This window comes from Propionibacterium freudenreichii subsp. freudenreichii (assembly GCF_000940845.1).
Classification (GTDB): Bacteria; Actinomycetota; Actinomycetes; order Propionibacteriales; family Propionibacteriaceae; genus Propionibacterium; species Propionibacterium freudenreichii.
This window is the reverse complement of the sequence record NZ_CP010341.1, coordinates 1,102,768-1,117,509: the sequence shown is the minus strand read 5'-3', so window position 1 is coordinate 1,117,509 and position 14,742 is coordinate 1,102,768. Positions and strand designations below refer to the sequence as shown.

Annotated in this window: 15 protein-coding genes; 4 read left to right on the top strand and 11 right to left on the bottom strand. The window is 66.6% G+C overall.

The window, feature by feature from the left end; genetic code table 11:
- Nucleotide 1 precedes the first annotated feature (1 nt).
- The 4 genes from RM25_RS04745 (at nt 2) to RM25_RS04730 (ending at nt 4,510) form a co-directional block, all read left to right on the top strand.
- A complete protein-coding gene (locus tag RM25_RS04745) occupies nt 2-781 on the top strand; it encodes an adenosylcobinamide-GDP ribazoletransferase (protein WP_036941189.1) in 780 nt (259 codons plus the stop codon).
- A 93-nt stretch (nt 782-874) separates the two neighbouring features.
- Nucleotides 875-1,489: a TetR/AcrR family transcriptional regulator gene (locus RM25_RS04740; protein WP_013161119.1), complete on the top strand. Its 615-nt coding sequence runs from the start codon at nt 875-877 to the stop codon at nt 1,487-1,489.
- Nucleotides 1,486-2,298 (top strand): ATP-binding cassette domain-containing protein, encoded by an 813-nt coding sequence (locus RM25_RS04735; RefSeq protein WP_013161120.1) that lies wholly within the window; start codon nt 1,486-1,488, stop codon nt 2,296-2,298. Before RM25_RS04740 ends, RM25_RS04735 begins: the two co-directional genes overlap by 4 nt.
- A 4-nt stretch (nt 2,299-2,302) precedes the next feature.
- Nucleotides 2,303-4,510 (top strand): YhgE/Pip family protein, encoded by a 2,208-nt coding sequence (locus RM25_RS04730; protein WP_013161121.1) that lies wholly within the window; start codon nt 2,303-2,305, stop codon nt 4,508-4,510.
- Here the strand turns inward: RM25_RS04730 and RM25_RS04725 are convergent.
- From RM25_RS04725 to clsA, 11 genes are all read right to left on the bottom strand, one after another.
- Nucleotides 4,483-5,922 (bottom strand): YihY/virulence factor BrkB family protein, encoded by a 1,440-nt coding sequence (locus RM25_RS04725; protein WP_157763631.1) that lies wholly within the window; start codon nt 5,920-5,922, stop codon nt 4,483-4,485. The genes RM25_RS04730 and RM25_RS04725 overlap by 28 nt on opposite strands.
- Before the next feature lie 26 nt (nt 5,923-5,948).
- On the bottom strand, nt 5,949-8,864 hold the full coding sequence (gcvP, locus tag RM25_RS04720) for an aminomethyl-transferring glycine dehydrogenase (RefSeq protein ID WP_013161124.1): 2,916 nt from the start codon (nt 8,862-8,864) through the stop codon (nt 5,949-5,951).
- 151 nt (nt 8,865-9,015) lie between these two features.
- Complete coding sequence (locus tag RM25_RS04715) at nt 9,016-9,591, bottom strand: MerR family transcriptional regulator (RefSeq protein ID WP_013161125.1); 576 nt, start codon at nt 9,589-9,591, stop codon at nt 9,016-9,018.
- Between the two features lie 180 nt (nt 9,592-9,771).
- On the bottom strand, nt 9,772-10,233 hold the full coding sequence (locus tag RM25_RS04710) for a bifunctional nuclease family protein (RefSeq protein WP_013161126.1): 462 nt from the start codon (nt 10,231-10,233) through the stop codon (nt 9,772-9,774).
- Between the two features lies 1 nt (nt 10,234).
- Nucleotides 10,235-10,969, bottom strand: a complete 735-nt coding sequence (gene ftsR / locus RM25_RS04705; protein ID WP_013161127.1) for a transcriptional regulator FtsR — start codon at nt 10,967-10,969, stop codon at nt 10,235-10,237.
- Nucleotides 10,969-11,457, bottom strand: a complete 489-nt coding sequence (locus tag RM25_RS04700; RefSeq protein WP_013161128.1) for a double zinc ribbon and FHA domain-containing protein — start codon at nt 11,455-11,457, stop codon at nt 10,969-10,971. Before RM25_RS04700 ends, ftsR begins: the two co-directional genes overlap by 1 nt.
- A gap of 165 nt (nt 11,458-11,622) precedes the next feature.
- A complete protein-coding gene (gene gcvH / locus RM25_RS04695; protein ID WP_013161129.1) occupies nt 11,623-12,006 on the bottom strand; it encodes a glycine cleavage system protein GcvH in 384 nt (127 codons plus the stop codon).
- A gap of 111 nt (nt 12,007-12,117) precedes the next feature.
- Complete coding sequence (locus RM25_RS04690; protein WP_013161130.1) at nt 12,118-12,852, bottom strand: DUF881 domain-containing protein; 735 nt, start codon at nt 12,850-12,852, stop codon at nt 12,118-12,120.
- Nucleotides 12,845-13,177, bottom strand: coding sequence for a small basic family protein (locus RM25_RS04685; protein WP_013161131.1), 333 nt, complete (start codon nt 13,175-13,177; stop codon nt 12,845-12,847). The genes RM25_RS04690 and RM25_RS04685 overlap by 8 nt, the downstream gene beginning before the upstream one ends.
- Nucleotides 13,178-13,204: 27 nt before the next feature.
- On the bottom strand, nt 13,205-14,002 hold the full coding sequence (locus tag RM25_RS13200; protein WP_048734873.1) for a DUF881 domain-containing protein: 798 nt from the start codon (nt 14,000-14,002) through the stop codon (nt 13,205-13,207).
- A gap of 50 nt (nt 14,003-14,052) precedes the next feature.
- On the bottom strand, nt 14,053-14,673 hold the full coding sequence (clsA, locus tag RM25_RS04675; RefSeq protein WP_044636125.1) for a cardiolipin synthase ClsA: 621 nt from the start codon (nt 14,671-14,673) through the stop codon (nt 14,053-14,055).
- Nucleotides 14,674-14,742 lie beyond the last annotated feature (69 nt).

Here is a 14,742-nt window from a genome sequence, read left to right as displayed (position 1 = left end):
CGTGGCCACCCGCAATGGACTGCTGGCTGCCTGGGGACTGTTCACGGTGCTGCCCGCACCCGTGGTGGCCGAGGTGGATGAGCGACTCGCCGTGCGGGCGATCGCCTCGATGCCGTGGGTCGGCCTCGGACTGGGCCTGATCGCCGGACTCGGCTGCGCCATCGTCACCGTCGCGGGGGGCGGCCAGCCACTGGCAATCGCAGCAGGCCTGGCAATCCTGGCCCTGTGCACCGGCTTCCTGCACCTCGACGGACTCGCCGACACCGCCGACGGCCTGGGCTCCCGCAAGCCGGCCCACGAGGCCCTGACCATCATGCGCCAATCAGACATCGGGCCCATGGGCGTCACCGCCATCATCCTCGTGCTGGCGTTGGAGATCGCGGCAGGCGGTTCAGGACACCTTGATGGCTGGCGTGGCGTCTGGCTGCTGGTGACAATGCCCATGGTGGCGCGCGTCAGCGCCCTGTCCGCCACCGGACGATGGATTCCGAGCGCCCACAAGAAGGGGTTCGGAGCGCTCTTCGCCGGAAAGACGCACCCTGCGACGATCGTGGTCGCCTCAGTGATCGCCGCGGTGATCGCCGCGGGCAGTGGATGGCTGCTCTTCGGCTGGCGGGCCGCCCTCGTGGCGGTGTGTGCCTGCCTGGCCAGCTGGGTCTTCGGCGTGGCGTGGCGCCGCCATATCCTGGCGCGGCTCGGAGGACTGACCGGCGACACCTTCGGGTCCCTGGTCGAGATGAGCGGCCTGGCCTATTTGTTGACCCTGGCATTGTTCGCCTGAGCCGCCGCGCTCACGGGATCCCCGCCGGGCGTTGTACCGTGGACATCTCGATACCGCCGGTATCGAACGTTTTCCTCTCAGGGAGGTCTCGCTGTGCCCCTCCACGTGGCGCATCGTCCGACACGCCAACAGGTACGCCGCAAGGTGATCGACGCCGCAAGCCGGGCATTCCGCACGCACGGCTATGCCCGAGCCAGCATGACCCAGATCGCCGAATCAGCCGGCTTCACCAAGGGCGCGGTCTACTCCAACTTCGAATCCAAGCCGGAGCTGTTCTCCACCATCTGCATCGAGAACATCAACCGCCTCAGCCCGCCGGTGATCGCCGAGCTCGACGCCATGTTCGCCAACGGTGCCCGGGATGCCTCGGCCATCGACCGCATTGCGGACAGCTTCGCGCAGATCGTCATCGAATCCGGCCCCTGGCAGGTGGCCCTGGGCGAGTTCCGGCAACTGGCCGTCCACGACCCGCAGGTGGCAGAAAGCTATGCGACGTTGCTCCGGGAGCGCACGGAACAGGCCATGCGGCTGCTGGACGGCCACCCACTGGCCCGAAGACTGGGCCCCCAGCGCACCCGTGAGGCAATCTGGACCGTGTTCGAGTTGATCAGCCTCCTGGCGCTGGAGCATGCGGCGGCACCGCACATGGTCACCCCGGCCGCCATCCGGTCGGTTCTCGCCTCAGTCCTGGGGGGACTTTCCGCATGAGTGACGAGCGCGTGGTGCTGCATGCCCGCGAACTGGAGTCCAGCGGACGCCAGGGTCGGATCTTCGGGCCCATCGACCTTGATGTCCACGCCCGACAGCTGTGCATGGTCCATGGGCCGCTCGGCTCGGGCAAGTCCGCGCTGCTGCTGGCCCTGACGGGCCGGTTCCGTCCCCTGTCGGGGCTGTTGACCATCGACGGCGTCGACGCGATCCATGACCCGCTTGAGGCGATGCAGATGACCAGCGTCGCCCAATTGGGCGACTATGTACGCCCCGAGGACAGGCTCACCTTGGCCGAGTCGATCACCGAGCGCTGCTTCCTGGACGGATTCCCGCGTCGCTTGGCAGCCGACCGGGTGGCCGCGATGGAGGAAACCGTTGGCTTCCGCATCGAGAAGCATGTGGAGCTGGAATCGCTCACGCCCATCGAGAAGGCAATCTCCTCAGTGGCGCTGGCCATGATCCGGCCCTCCCGGGTGGTGGTGATCGACGATGCCGATATGACCGTGCCCCATTCCCAGCAGTCGCTCCTGTTCGCCCTCCTCGAGCGCCTGACCACCCTGGATGACTCCGTGATCGTCGCCTCAGTCGTCGATGATGACCTGATCCCAGCCACTGCCATCAGCCTGAGCCTGCGCAGCGACCGTCCCCAGGTCGTGGAACCACTCGGCTCCGAGCCCGTCCCGATCAGCCTGGCGCAGGCCGCCCTGGCTCCCCTCACCGCCCGCGGGCGGCCTGCCGGAGCGGCCATGGGCGACGATCAGGTCGCCGCCCCCTCCCCCACCCAGACACCCAACCCGGACAAGTGACGCCATGTCGTGGAAGAAATCAGATCTTTTCGTGCCCTTCGGGCAGCTCATCCAGTTCGAGTTCCGTCGCTTCAAGGGACGCTCGCGCCTGGCGCTGTTCTTCATCCTGATCATCCCGCTGCTGTACGGCGGGGTTTACTTGCACGCCAACTGGGACCTGTACAACCACCTCGATCGCGTGAAGATCGCTGTGGTGAACCACGACCAGCCGGCCAGCTTCGCCGATAAGACGGTCAGCGGCGGGCGGGACTTCGAGCAGGCGCTGCGTGACAATCCCACCTTCGGCTGGCAGTTCCTGGGCACCGATGGGGCGAAGGCCGAGCGTGGCCTGCACAAGGGCGATTACTACGCGGTGCTCACCGTGCCGCAGGACTTCTCCACCAGGCTGGTGGGTGCCGGCGACTACAAGCCCGCGCGCGCAACCCTCTCGCTGGAACGCGATGACGCGAACGGCTACATCATCGGCCTGCTCACCTCGAAGATGGACGACACCCTGGCCAAGACGCTCGACCAGAGCGTGTCGCAGACCTATTTCCAGTCGCTGTTCGTCAACCTGAACACCATCAAGTCGAGCCTCAACACCGCCGCACAGGGGGCGGCGACCCTCGACAGTGGCCTGTCACAGGCGGCCGACGGGGTCCACCAGATGAAGGATCAGGTGGCCGCCGCAGTCTCTGACACCTCGGGGCTGAAACCTGCCCTGGATTCGCTGAACGGCGCACTGGATGACAGCTCGGCGTCCGCCCTGACGCTCAGCCAGGCCGCCGGGCAGGCACGGGCGGGTGCGGCCACCATCATCGCCTCCGGCAAGCAGCTCGGCAATGACGTGGCGGGGGCCAAGGATGCGTCAGGGGCGGTCAACGACTTCGTCGACAAGCAACTGCCCCAACTACAGCAGGATGCCACCCATCTCGTGTCGATCACGGGGTCATTGCAGAACCCGAACGGGAACTCGGTGATCAGCGTGCAGTCCGATCTGGCCGGGGCCAAGCAGTCCGCCGCCTCGTTGCTGGCCAACCATCCCGAACTCGCAACCGATCCCGACTATGTGTCCCTGCTGGCACAATTGGGCGGGGCCGACACGGCGAACACCTCAGTGACCAGCAACCTGGCGGTGGCCGGGCAGCTGACTGCGGGGCTGAACCTGAACCTCAACAAGGACAACCTCGCGATGGCCGGTACGACATTGACCAACGCCCTGGACCGCGCCGGCGACACCGCCACCCAGGTTGACCACGGACTCGACCAGCTGAATGGCGCCCTCGACACCTCCGACAAGGGCGTCAAGCAACTCAACTCGGCCATGGGACAGGCGACCTCGTCCGGGCACACCCTGCTGTCGGCCGGAGCCGGCGCCGTCTCGGGCCTCAACCAGCTCAGCGACGGCCTGGGGCGCCTTGACACGGCCATGCCGCAATTGTCGAATGGCGCTGCGACATTGGCCTCCGGACTGCAGAAGGGCACCGACCAGCTCCCGACCCTGTCGGAGGACCAGCGCAACACCATGGCAGAGGTGATGGCGTCGCCGGCCACGGTTACCCAGACCGTCGACAACCCGGCCGGAGCCTACGGACGTGGGCTTGCCCCCATGTTCTTCTCTATTGCCCTGTGGATCGCCGGCGTCTCGATCTTCCTGGTGGTCCGCACCATATCCGGGCGGGCCCTGACCGGCCGCGCGAGTCCGCTGCGGATCACCATGCTGGGCTTCGGTCCGGTGGCAACCGTCGCCCTGGCGGCATCCCTGTTGATGGGGCTCACCGTCTGGGTCACCCTGGGACTCAACCCGGTCCATCCATGGAAGTTCCTGCTCCTGCTGGTCGTCACGGCCTTGGCCTTCATGGCGCCGGCCTATCTGCTCAGGCTGGTGTTCGGCTCCCCGCAGACGGCCGTGTACCTCATTCTGCTGATCCTTCAACTACCGGCCTGCGGTGGCACCTTCCCCGCGCTGTTGCTGCCGCCGATCTACCAGAAGCTCGCCGTCATCTCACCGATGAAATACTCCGTCGATGCCTTCCGGGTGGTGATCTCGGGTGGGCTCAACAGCACCTACTGGGGAGCGCTCGCCATCCTGGTGGCGATCACGGTGGTGTGCCTTGGATGCATCGTGCTGATGGTCTCCCGCAGGCGGCGCTTCCGCATCACGGACCTCCATCCGCCGATGGTGACATCCACCAGCACGGCCGATTACGCCTTCTCGGTACGTCCGCGCTGACCGCGCCCATCACGTCCGGTGCGGCGCAGTCCGCGGCGCACCAGACCGGCCCCTGCCCCGAGCCCCGTCACGACCCCGAGCAGCCAGGCGCCCCAACTGGCCCGCGTTGATTCGGGACGTCGCAGGGAGCGGCCGGCTGACACGAGCACGGAATCCTTGGCGACCGTCGGCTCCGTCGCCGGGGCCGGGGGCATGGCCGTACGCGCCCCGCCGGGACTGAGCAGCGGTGCAGCCCCGGCCACATCGGTCGGAGGCCCGCCCAGCCCCGACATGACGCTTCCGACGACCACGTCAACGGCTCGGGCGGCTGCCCGTCGCGACGCGGTGGCCTCGTCGGTTTCCTCCGCGCTGCGTTCGGCATGGTCCTGGTCGGCGGCGGCCCAGTGGTCGGGCACCGCGATCGTGTCGTCGCGTTCGCGAAGCAACTGGTCAAAGTCACTCCACCGACGGGCCACGGCAGGTTGGTTGGCGGTGGCGATCCACGCCGCGACATACAGCAACAACCGCGCGAACAGGTTCAGGAACAGCAATCCGACGATCAGGGTCGCTCCCCACAGCGCGGCGCTGCGGTTGCGGGCGAAGACCCCGGCGAGTTGGGTGGCAACGGCCTGCATCACCCAGAACAGCACGGCGGCAACCGCCGAGCCGCGCAACACCGACCGCCACGACGAATGGGTCTGCGGCAGCACCCGGAACATGCAGATGAACAGCGCCCAGCCACCCAGCAGGGACGCCGACAACGAGATGAGCCGCAACAGTCCGGCCGAGATCCTCAATTCGCCGAGGTGGGCCAGGCCCAACAGCTCGCTGCCCCATCCGGTGAACACGGTGTTGGCCGCGAGCAGCACTCCCACCAGCACGATGAGGCCCAACAGCAGGAGCGCATTGACGGCGACCTCGACGAAGAAGAAGTGCTTGTCCTCGGTCATGTCGAACTCGGGACGCCACATGGCCCGGATGGCGCTCTTCACATTGCCCATCCACCCGGCGCCCGCCCACAACGCCACGACGATGGCGATCAGTCCGACCGTCTGCCAGTGGTAGAGGTACTGCTCCAGGTATTGCAGCACGGTGTCGCGCATCGGGCCGGGATACAGGTTGGCCACCACGATGCCCTTGACATCATCGAGCAGGGCGGGACGGATGACCGTCAGGGTGAGGCCCAGGCCACTGAAGGCGAACATGAGCACCGGGACGGAGGCGAGGACACTGAAATAGGTGATGCCCCCCGCGAACTGGTTCCCCAGGCGATTGTTGTAGCGATCATTGGCCCTCCACAGGTGGGCCGCCCACGGCGTGTGGGCAGCCCACTGCAGGACCTTCGTGACACGTCTGCTGACCGCGGTCGCCAGATTGCCGCCGCGGTCACGGGTTGCGGGCCCATCGTCGGCCACCGTGGTCACTGTGCGCACCCTGACCACGGTAGCCCACGTCCCTCCTACTGTTGCTGGGCCAGCAGCTCGTCGGTGGGGGCAACGCACAACAGGTGCCGGTCACCGAAGGCGTTGTCGATGCGCGCCACCGCCGGCCAGTACTTGTCCGAACCCTCCCCCTCGATGGGTCCCGTGTGATGTCCCGCCGGGAAGGCCGCGACGCTGCGCGGATAGGGATGTGACCACTCGTCGGCGCCGATCCTGCTCACGGGATGCGGAGCGTTCACCAAGGGATTGTCGTCCACCGGCCAGGCACCCGAGGCGACCTTGTCCATCTCGGCGCGAATGGCGATCATGGCATCGCAGAAGCGGTCCAACTCGCCCAGGTCCTCGCTCTCGGTGGGCTCGACCATGAGGGTCCCCGGCACGGGGAAGCTCATCGTGGGCGCATGGAACCCGTAGTCGATCAGCCTCTTGGCCACATCGTCGACGCTGACGCCCGTCGAGGCGGACAATTCCCGCAGATCGAGGATGCACTCGTGGGCGACCAGGTCGTTGGCGCCGGTGTAGAGCACCGGATAGTAGTCCGACAGTCGGTCGGCGATGTAGTTGGCATTGAGCAACGCCATCTGGGTGGCCTTGGTGAGCCCGTCGGGCCCCATCATCGCGATGTAGGCATAGCTGATGGCGAGCACGCCCGCCGAACCCCAGGGGGCGGCTGACACCGTTCCGCCGGCACCGATGCGCGCGTCGGGCATCGGGACGACCGGGTGGTTCGGCAGGAACTCGACCAAGTGGTCGGCCACCACGATCGGACCGACGCCCGGACCGCCACCACCGTGCGGGATCGCGAAGGTCTTGTGCAGGTTGAGGTGGGTCACGTCACCGCCGAAGCGGCCGGGCCGGGCCAGACCCACCAGCGCATTCATGTTGGCCCCGTCAATGTAGACCTGCCCGCCAGCCTCATGCACCATCTCGCACAGGCGCGTGATGGTGTCCTCGAAGACACCGTGGGTGCTCGGGTAGGTGACCATGATCGCGGCGATCCTGCCGGGGTTCTCGGCGATCTTCGTCGCCAGGTCCGCCAGGTCCACCTGGCCATCGTGGGCCGAGTGGACGGTCACGACCTTCAGCCCGGCCATCGCCGCCGAGGCGGCATTGGTGCCATGCGCCGATGAGGGGATCAGGCAGACCTTGCGGTCGTGGTCGGCGCGTGACTCGTGATAGGCGCGGATGGCCAGCAATCCGGTGAACTCGCCGGAGGCCCCGGAGTTCGGCTGGAGGCTGCAGGCCGCATAACCGCTCACCTGCACCAACCAATCGGACAGCTCGTCGATCAGGATGCGGTAGCCGCGTGCGTCCTCGGCCGGTGCGAACGGATGCAGGTTTGCGAAGCCGGGATAGCTGATGGGCTCCATGGCCGTGGCCGGATTCAACTTCATCGTGCACGAACCAAGCGGGATCATGCCCCGGTCCAGCGCAAAGTCGCGGTCCTCCAGGGTGCGCAGGTAGCGCATCAGCTGCGTCTCGGAGTGATAGCTGTTGAACACACGGTGGCCCAGGTAGGAATCGGTGCGCAACGTCGCCCCGAACCCACCCCAGGGATCCGCCTGCGTGTCCGGGTTGATGCCGAAGGCCGCCACCACATGGTTGAGGTCCTCATCGGTGGCATCCTCCCCCACGCTGATGCCGACCGTGTTGGCGTCGACCAGGCGCAGGTGCACGCCGAGCTCGCGGGCCCTGGCGACCACATCGGCGGCCTTGCCCGGCGCGGCGACGGTCAGGGTGTCGAAGAAGGACTCATGGCGTGCCTTCACGCCACCTGCCGACAGTGCCCCGGCCAACAGGCGGGTGCGCTGGTGGATGTCGTGGGCGATCCTGCGCAACCCGGAGGGTCCGTGGTACACCGCGTACATGGCGGCCACCACCGCCAGGAGTACCTGGGCGGTGCAGATGTTGCTGGTGGCCCGCTCACGACGAATGTGCTGCTCACGGGTCTGCAGTGCCAGGCGGTAGGCCACCACGCCATCGGCATCCCGTGAGACCCCGACCAGGCGTCCCGGCAGCTGCCGCTCGAGGCCCTTGCGTACGGAGATGTAGCCGGCATGTGGACCGCCGTAGTACAGCGGAACCCCGAACCGTTGCGTGGTGCCGACCACCACATCGGCGCCCCACTGTCCCGGGGGCACTGCCATGGTGAGTGCCAGCAGGTCTGCGGCAGCGATCACCATGACGCCCTTGGCATGGGCGGCATCGGCCAATTCGGTCAGTTCCCCGGTGGATTGCATGCGCCCATCGGTGGTGGGGGTCTGCACGATGACCGCGAAGGCCTCATCGAGCGCCGGGCTGGTGGCCAGGTCGTCGGTCTCGACGATCTTGATGTCGAGGGCCCCCATCCGGGTCTGCACGACTGCCAGGCTCTGGGGCAGCAATCCGGCATCGACCACCAGGGTGTCCCCCTTGCCCCGCTGCGCGCGATGGGCGAGCGCGGCGGCCTCTGCCACGGCCGTTGCCTCATCCAGCAACGACGCCCCGGCCAGGGGAAGCCCGGTGAGGTCGGCAACCATCGTCTGGAAGTTCAGCAGTGCCTCGAGGCGGCCCTGGCTGATCTCGGGCTGATAGGGCGTGTAGGCCGTGTACCAACCGGCATTCTCGACCACATGGCGACGGATCACCGAGGGGGTCACCGTGCCGTAGTAGCCCATGCCGATCATGGCCCGCCGAGGATTGTTCAGCGCCGCCAACTCTGACAGGCGCGCGGTCGTGGCCTGCTCGCTGCGAGCCGGTGGCAGTTGCAGGGAGTCGGTCATGCGGATCTGCGCCGGCATGGCCCGATCGCTGAGCTGGTCAAGGCTGTGCAACCCCAACGACTCCAGCATCGAGAGCGCATCATTGCGCGTCGGCCCGATGTGTCGGGATTCGAAACGGGCCGTCAGGTCGTCGCCTGCGGCATCGGTCTGTGTTTGTGCGCCCCATTGCATGGCATGAAGTCTAGGCGATGGACCATACGGGACAGGGCCGCGGGAACACGCCGTGGGCGATCACGGCACCATCGTTGACAGGGCCGCGCCATCCCGAACCGGGCCGGCGTTGCGCCACTTGGTTGGGACCGGCTCGTCGGGATCTGCTGGCTCAGCTGGTGCGACGACGGCGCCGCGCCAGCGACAACTCGTCATCGCCCCGGGCCAGGGGCGCCTCATCGTTGACGTGCTCGCTGGGCAATTCGATGAGGGTCCCCTCGATATCCCGCACCACGCCGTCCAAGGCGATGGCGAACATGCCCTGTCCCCCGCGCAGCAGGTCGTAGACCTCGTCCTCCGACGTGCACTCGTAGACCGAGACCCCGTCGCTCATCAGCGTGATGCCCGACATGTCGTTGTCCCCGCGTTCGCGCAGGTGGTTGATCGCCTGACGGATCTGTTGCAGCGAGATGCCCGCATCAAGCAGGCTCTTGACGACCTTCAGCAGGAGGATGTCGTGGAATGAATACAGGCGTTGGGTTCCCGATCCGCCGGCCGCACGGATGCCGGGCACGACCAGGCCCGTGCGTGCCCAGTAGTCGAGTTGGCGATAGCTGATGCCGGTGACCGAGCATGCAACCGGACCGCGAAAGCCTGCGTCCTCGGGGATCCGCCCGAAATCACCCTCGAAAAGAGCCGATTGGGCACTGTCCCGCGCCGACGTACCCTCGGGGACTGGGTTGGTCACGATCGCCTCTTTCGTCAGACCTGGGACACCTTCGCGGTGCATCTCAGACGGTAAGCTCCCAGCCCCATCGGATGCAACGACATCGGCCGCGTGGCGTCGAGGCGCACTGTGGACCGTGCGTGTCCCCGGCCGCGGCCGGTGGGCCAGTCACCACCACCAATTGCGGTGTGACTAGGGATTTCACTTCTCAAAATCGTCCGGATCGACGTGGTCCAGGAAGCTCTTGAATTCCTCGACGACGTCCTTGTCCTCCTCGAAAGCCTCAACGCCCAGTTGAGCCACCAGCTCATCGGGGCAGGTGATCGTGAACCCCCTGACGAATGCCAGGGCCGCGATGTCGGACACCCGGGCCGCGATCGGTTCGCCGTCCACGACCAGCTCGGCGCTGTACACGCCGTCATCCCAGCCCGTGATGCGCCCGGACAGCGCCGGGTCGCCCAACCGTGAGAGCAGCTTCGAGAACAGGTCAAAGGTCAGGGCGGGCCCCTCCAGTTCACCGCCCACCACCGACATCAGTGCCGCAGCCGACACCGTGTCAACCCACACCGGCAGGTAGCGGGTGGAACCAACCACCCGCAGCACCATGACCGGTTGGTCGTTGTCCTCGAGCACTCGGATTCCGACGACTTCAACTTCTGCCATGTCAACGCTCCAGGACGACGTGCATGAGGGCGGTATGGGCGGCCAGGACGAGCTGCGCGAGCTCGTTGATCGTGTGCCCGGCCTCGGGATCATTGCGCAGAAAGGGCTGCGCCCCCTGCTCGATCATGCCGGCCTCGCGCTCGGCAACCTGCTTGATGGCCCGCAGGTGCCGTGTGTCCATGCCGTAGGCCTGCAACTTGCGGGCAACGACGCACAACACCAGGGCCTCACGCCCGTAGTAGATCGAATTGCGACGTGTGACGACCATCCGTTGACGTTCCAGCTCGATCAGCATGGCCTCGGGCACGCCGGAGGCCTTGATGAGTTCGCGACGCGTCAGCTTGATGGGATGTGAGCCGCGCTGGCCGACCATCTGGTCGCCGGGAGCGGCCTGCACCGTATGGGTTGCCGCGGGTTGCGGGTCGGGAGCCGACTCGCCGGCGCTGGCTGCCGGACGCGGGTCGTTCGCCTTCGGGGGCTCCTTGCCGGCATCCATCAGCTCAAGGTTCTCGCGGATGACCTTCAGCGGGAGATATTGGTCACGCTGCACCCTGAGGATGTAGCGCAGCCGCTCGATGTCGGACTCTGAGTATTTCCGGTAGCCGGAGGGGGCGCGCTCCGGTGAGACGAGCCCCTCACCCTCAAGAAAGCGGATCTTCGAGATCGTGACATCCGGAAACTCCGCCTTGAGGATGTTGAGCACCTGACCGATGCTGCGCAGCGGCGCCTGGGCCATCAGTGCAGTCCGTGCTCACTTACGAAGAAGACCATCCGGAACTTGCCGATCTGAACTTCTTCCCCCGGCCTCAGGACTGCGGAACCATCGACCAGGGTGCGATTCACATAGGTGCCATTGAGGCTCCCCAGGTCGGTGATCGTCATCTGCCCGTCCTGCATCGTGAACTTGGCATGGTGACGCGACACGGTGATGTCGTCCAGAAAGATGTCGCAGTCCGGGCTGCGTCCTGCCGTTGTCTGCGGCTGGTCCAGAAGATAGCGGGCACCCACATCGGGGCCACGCGTCACGATGAGGAGGGCATTTCCCTCGGGCAATGCGCTGACCGCAGCCGTGTCCTCGGCGGAGATCTCCGCGTGTGGAACGTCCTCCTCGACGATGGGAATCACCGAGGTGGCATCCGAGGGGCTACCGAGTCGCGAACCGCACTGTGAGCAGAAATTGCTCCCGTCGGGGTTCTCATGCCCGCACTTACCGCAAATCATCATGATGCGAACTCTTTCCTCAGGCTCATTTCACGGACCCTACCGGGACCGACCGCCGTCGTGTTTGACCGACATCCATTGGCCGGCCGCCCCGTGCGCCGACCGGGCCCCACCGGAAGTGGGACCCGGGCAGTACATCCACTTTAGTGACCACCCCGGAAGGGCTCGTCACTCTCCAGCGACGGCCGCGTAGGCGTCTGCGTCCATCAGCTTGTCGAGGCCGGAGTCCTCACCCAGCTCGACCTCGAAGAGCCAGCCCTCGTCATAGGGGGAGGCATTGATCACCTCGGGGGCACTGGCCACGGCATCGTTGACCGCGCTGACCAGGCCCGTGACCGGGGAATAGATATCGGAAACCGACTTCGTCGACTCCAATTCCCCACATGAATCACCCGCCGTGACGGGACTACCCACCGTGGGCAGTGAGGCATACACGACGTCACCCATCGACTCGGTGGCGAACTCGGTGATGCCGACGCGCACCGTTGCGCCATCCCCCTGGCGGACCCACTCGTGCTCGCTGCTGTACTGCAGCTGGGACGGGAATTCCATGACGGCTACCTTTCCACTCGGCTGGGTGCTTTCCCCCAGTTTTCCTCAGTCTCTCATTCGGTCGGCACGCTGTGCCACCGCCGGGCGGCTTTCACCCCTACCGGACCGGGCTCAGGCGGGCTTGGCCCAACGGGGCGTCGTGACGGTCGCCGTGGAGTCGATCTCGACCTGTGCGGGGGTGTCGATCTTCACCGAGCCCCCCACCTTCTGCGACTCCATCTGGCTCACCAGCCCGCCACGGAACCGCGAGGCCTCGGCCAGTTCATGGGGTTCCCCGATGACGTCGACCGTCAGGGGCAGGCTCAGCTGCTGGCCGTTCGCGATGAGGACATTGTCACCATCGGCGAACCAGGTGGAGGCGACCACCCGCAGGCTGTCATTGATCTCGATGGCCTCTGCCCCCGCATCACGCAACTCCTCGATGTTGTCGAGCATCGCGTTCGCGGTGACCTTCCCCGCCGGGGCACTGATGGTGATCCGGATTCCGGGTCCCTGGGCGGGCACCGTGCCGGCCAGTAGCTCCAACTGGCTGAGCCGTTGGGACGCCTGGTCGGCGGCCACATTCGAGGAGTCCACGCCGCTGCGCAGGTCATCGCGGGTGCCCTTGAGCTGGTTGATTTGCTCGTCGAGTCGTCCCGACTCGGCGTTGAGGCCGGCCAGCATCTGCACGAGGTCCGCACGTCGCATGGACGAATAGGGATCGACGGTGGCAGTGGAGCGGATCTGCACCACGCCGACGGCGGCCACGAGGCAGAACGCGATACCGAGCACGCCCTGGGCAACGGTGGGCCGCAGGAACCGGCGCAACTTGTTCGCCCGCGTCTCCCGCACCGCATGACTAGGCATGGAGCACCTCGCGGCGGATTCCGGCCACATTGGTGAAGATGCGGATGCCCAGCACCACGATCACGGCGGTGGACAGCTGGGAGCCGACGCCGATCAGGTCACCGACCCACACCAGCAGGGCGGCCACGGCCACATTGGAGACGAAAGACACGACGAAGACACGGTCACTGAACGTTCCCTTGAGCCAGGCCAGGACTCCCCCGAACAGGGCGTCAAGGGCGGCAACGATCATGATGGGCAGATAGGGCTGGAGGCCGACCGGCACATTGGGGGTGATGAACAGTCCCACGATGATGCCGATCACCAGGCCGATGATCGCGAGCATTCAGGTCCTTCCGTCAGGGGTGGATGGTCAGGGACGACGCTGGAGTTGGTCGGCAGATCCCTCGGGATCACCCTCCAGCTGGAGGGTCGAGGAGATGTTCGTGGTGTAGCGGATCTGGTGGTTGTCCCTCAGATAGGCCAGCCAGGAACTGGCCGGCGTCGACGCGAAGGCACCGGTCATGGCGTGGGAATCACCGATCGCCTCGATCGTGTAGGGCGAGCTCACCGAACGGTAGTCCACGGTGATGGCCGAGCCGGCGTCGTGGATGGCGGTCCGGGCGGTGATCCGGTGCCCGTTGATGCTCACCGCCTCCGCCCCCGACTGCCACAAGCCGTTCACGATGATCCGCAGGTCCTCGTCCACCACCTGCGCATCCTCGTCGTCTGCCGGTCCGTCGGTCAGGGAGATGGTCATGCCCGGGCCGCGCACATTGGTGTCGCCCACGGCGAGCTGCAACGCATTCAGTCGGTCCAGCATCTCGGGCTGGTCGGCCAGGGCCCGACGCTGCAGCCCCGCGACGTCATCGCGGATCTGCGTGAGCTGGCCCCGCTGGTCCGCATTGCGCGATTCGGCTGCGCCGATGGCGTCGATCAGCGCCTGCCTCTCGTGGGAGGCCTCGTGGGCCGCGTTGGCGGTGGTGATGCCGGCGGCGGCCAGCACGACACCGACGAACGCGCAGATGAGGATCGTCACCACGTGGCCGGCGCCCCGCGAGACCCTTGCACTGGTCGTCCGCCCCGTACCGCCGGCTGCGGCCCGACGCTGCGCGTCGCGCGCATACTCGGGGTTGAGGGCCGTGGAGGTGATCTGATCGATGAGGTCCATGGACGCATCGACGCGCCCCGGACGGTGGCCGGTGGGGCGGTGGGAACTCCTCACGGCCGTTCGCCCGACGAGCTGCGGGCATGCGCGGTGGTGAGGGAGGGTCGACTCACCAACAGCAGGCGGGTCTGCTCCACGTAGAGGATGCCGGCCCACCAGTAGAGGAAGGCCCCCCACAGGGCGAAGGCCCAGCCGATGACCCGCGCCACCGGCGAGAAGAACCAGGGTCCGGCCCCCAGAAGCACGAGTGGAAGCGCGTAGAGCAGGCAGAAGGTTGCCGCCTTGCCGACGAAGTTCACCGGCAGGGAAGTGTAGCCACGTGTGCGCAGCAGGGGGACGAGGAAGACCATCATGACGTCACGTGCCAGCAGGATCACCAGCAGCCACACCGGGATGATGCCGCGCACGGCCAATCCGACCAGTGTGGCGGCGATATAGAGGCGGTCGGCGGCGGGATCGAGCATCTGGCCCAACCGACTCACCTGACGCAGGCGGCGGGCCAGCTGGCCGTCGAGCCAGTCCGTCGCGCTGGCGGCGGCCAGCAGGACGACCGCCGAGACATCGTGGTGGGTCAGGATCAGCACCAAGAAGAAGGGGACGCCGATCAACCTCAGGAAGCTCAGCACATTGGGGATCGTGAAGACCGCATCGGTGTCGTAGACCGTATCCGGCACTGTGCGGCCGGGCTCTGCAGCGGGCGCTCCGCCCTTGGCGACATGTGAATCCGACACGCGCCAAGCCTA

Excerpts from the sequence above, each read along its gene's own strand:
- RM25_RS04735 (WP_013161120.1), top strand. The coding sequence starts at position 1,486 with ATGAGTGACGAGCGCGTGGTGCTGCATGCCCGCGAACTGGAGTCCAGC.
- RM25_RS04730 (WP_013161121.1), top strand. The coding sequence starts at position 2,303 with ATGTCGTGGAAGAAATCAGATCTTTTCGTGCCCTTCGGGCAGCTCATC.
- gcvP (WP_013161124.1), bottom strand. The coding sequence starts at position 8,864 with ATGCAATGGGGCGCACAAACACAGACCGATGCCGCAGGCGACGACCTG.
- RM25_RS04710 (WP_013161126.1), bottom strand. The coding sequence starts at position 10,233 with ATGGCAGAAGTTGAAGTCGTCGGAATCCGAGTGCTCGAGGACAACGAC.
- ftsR (WP_013161127.1), bottom strand. The coding sequence starts at position 10,969 with ATGGCCCAGGCGCCGCTGCGCAGCATCGGTCAGGTGCTCAACATCCTC.
- RM25_RS04700 (WP_013161128.1), bottom strand. The coding sequence starts at position 11,457 with ATGATGATTTGCGGTAAGTGCGGGCATGAGAACCCCGACGGGAGCAAT.
- gcvH (WP_013161129.1), bottom strand. The coding sequence starts at position 12,006 with ATGGAATTCCCGTCCCAGCTGCAGTACAGCAGCGAGCACGAGTGGGTC.
- RM25_RS04690 (WP_013161130.1), bottom strand. The coding sequence starts at position 12,852 with ATGCCTAGTCATGCGGTGCGGGAGACGCGGGCGAACAAGTTGCGCCGG.
- RM25_RS04685 (WP_013161131.1), bottom strand. The coding sequence starts at position 13,177 with ATGCTCGCGATCATCGGCCTGGTGATCGGCATCATCGTGGGACTGTTC.
- RM25_RS13200 (WP_048734873.1), bottom strand. The coding sequence starts at position 14,002 with ATGGACCTCATCGATCAGATCACCTCCACGGCCCTCAACCCCGAGTAT.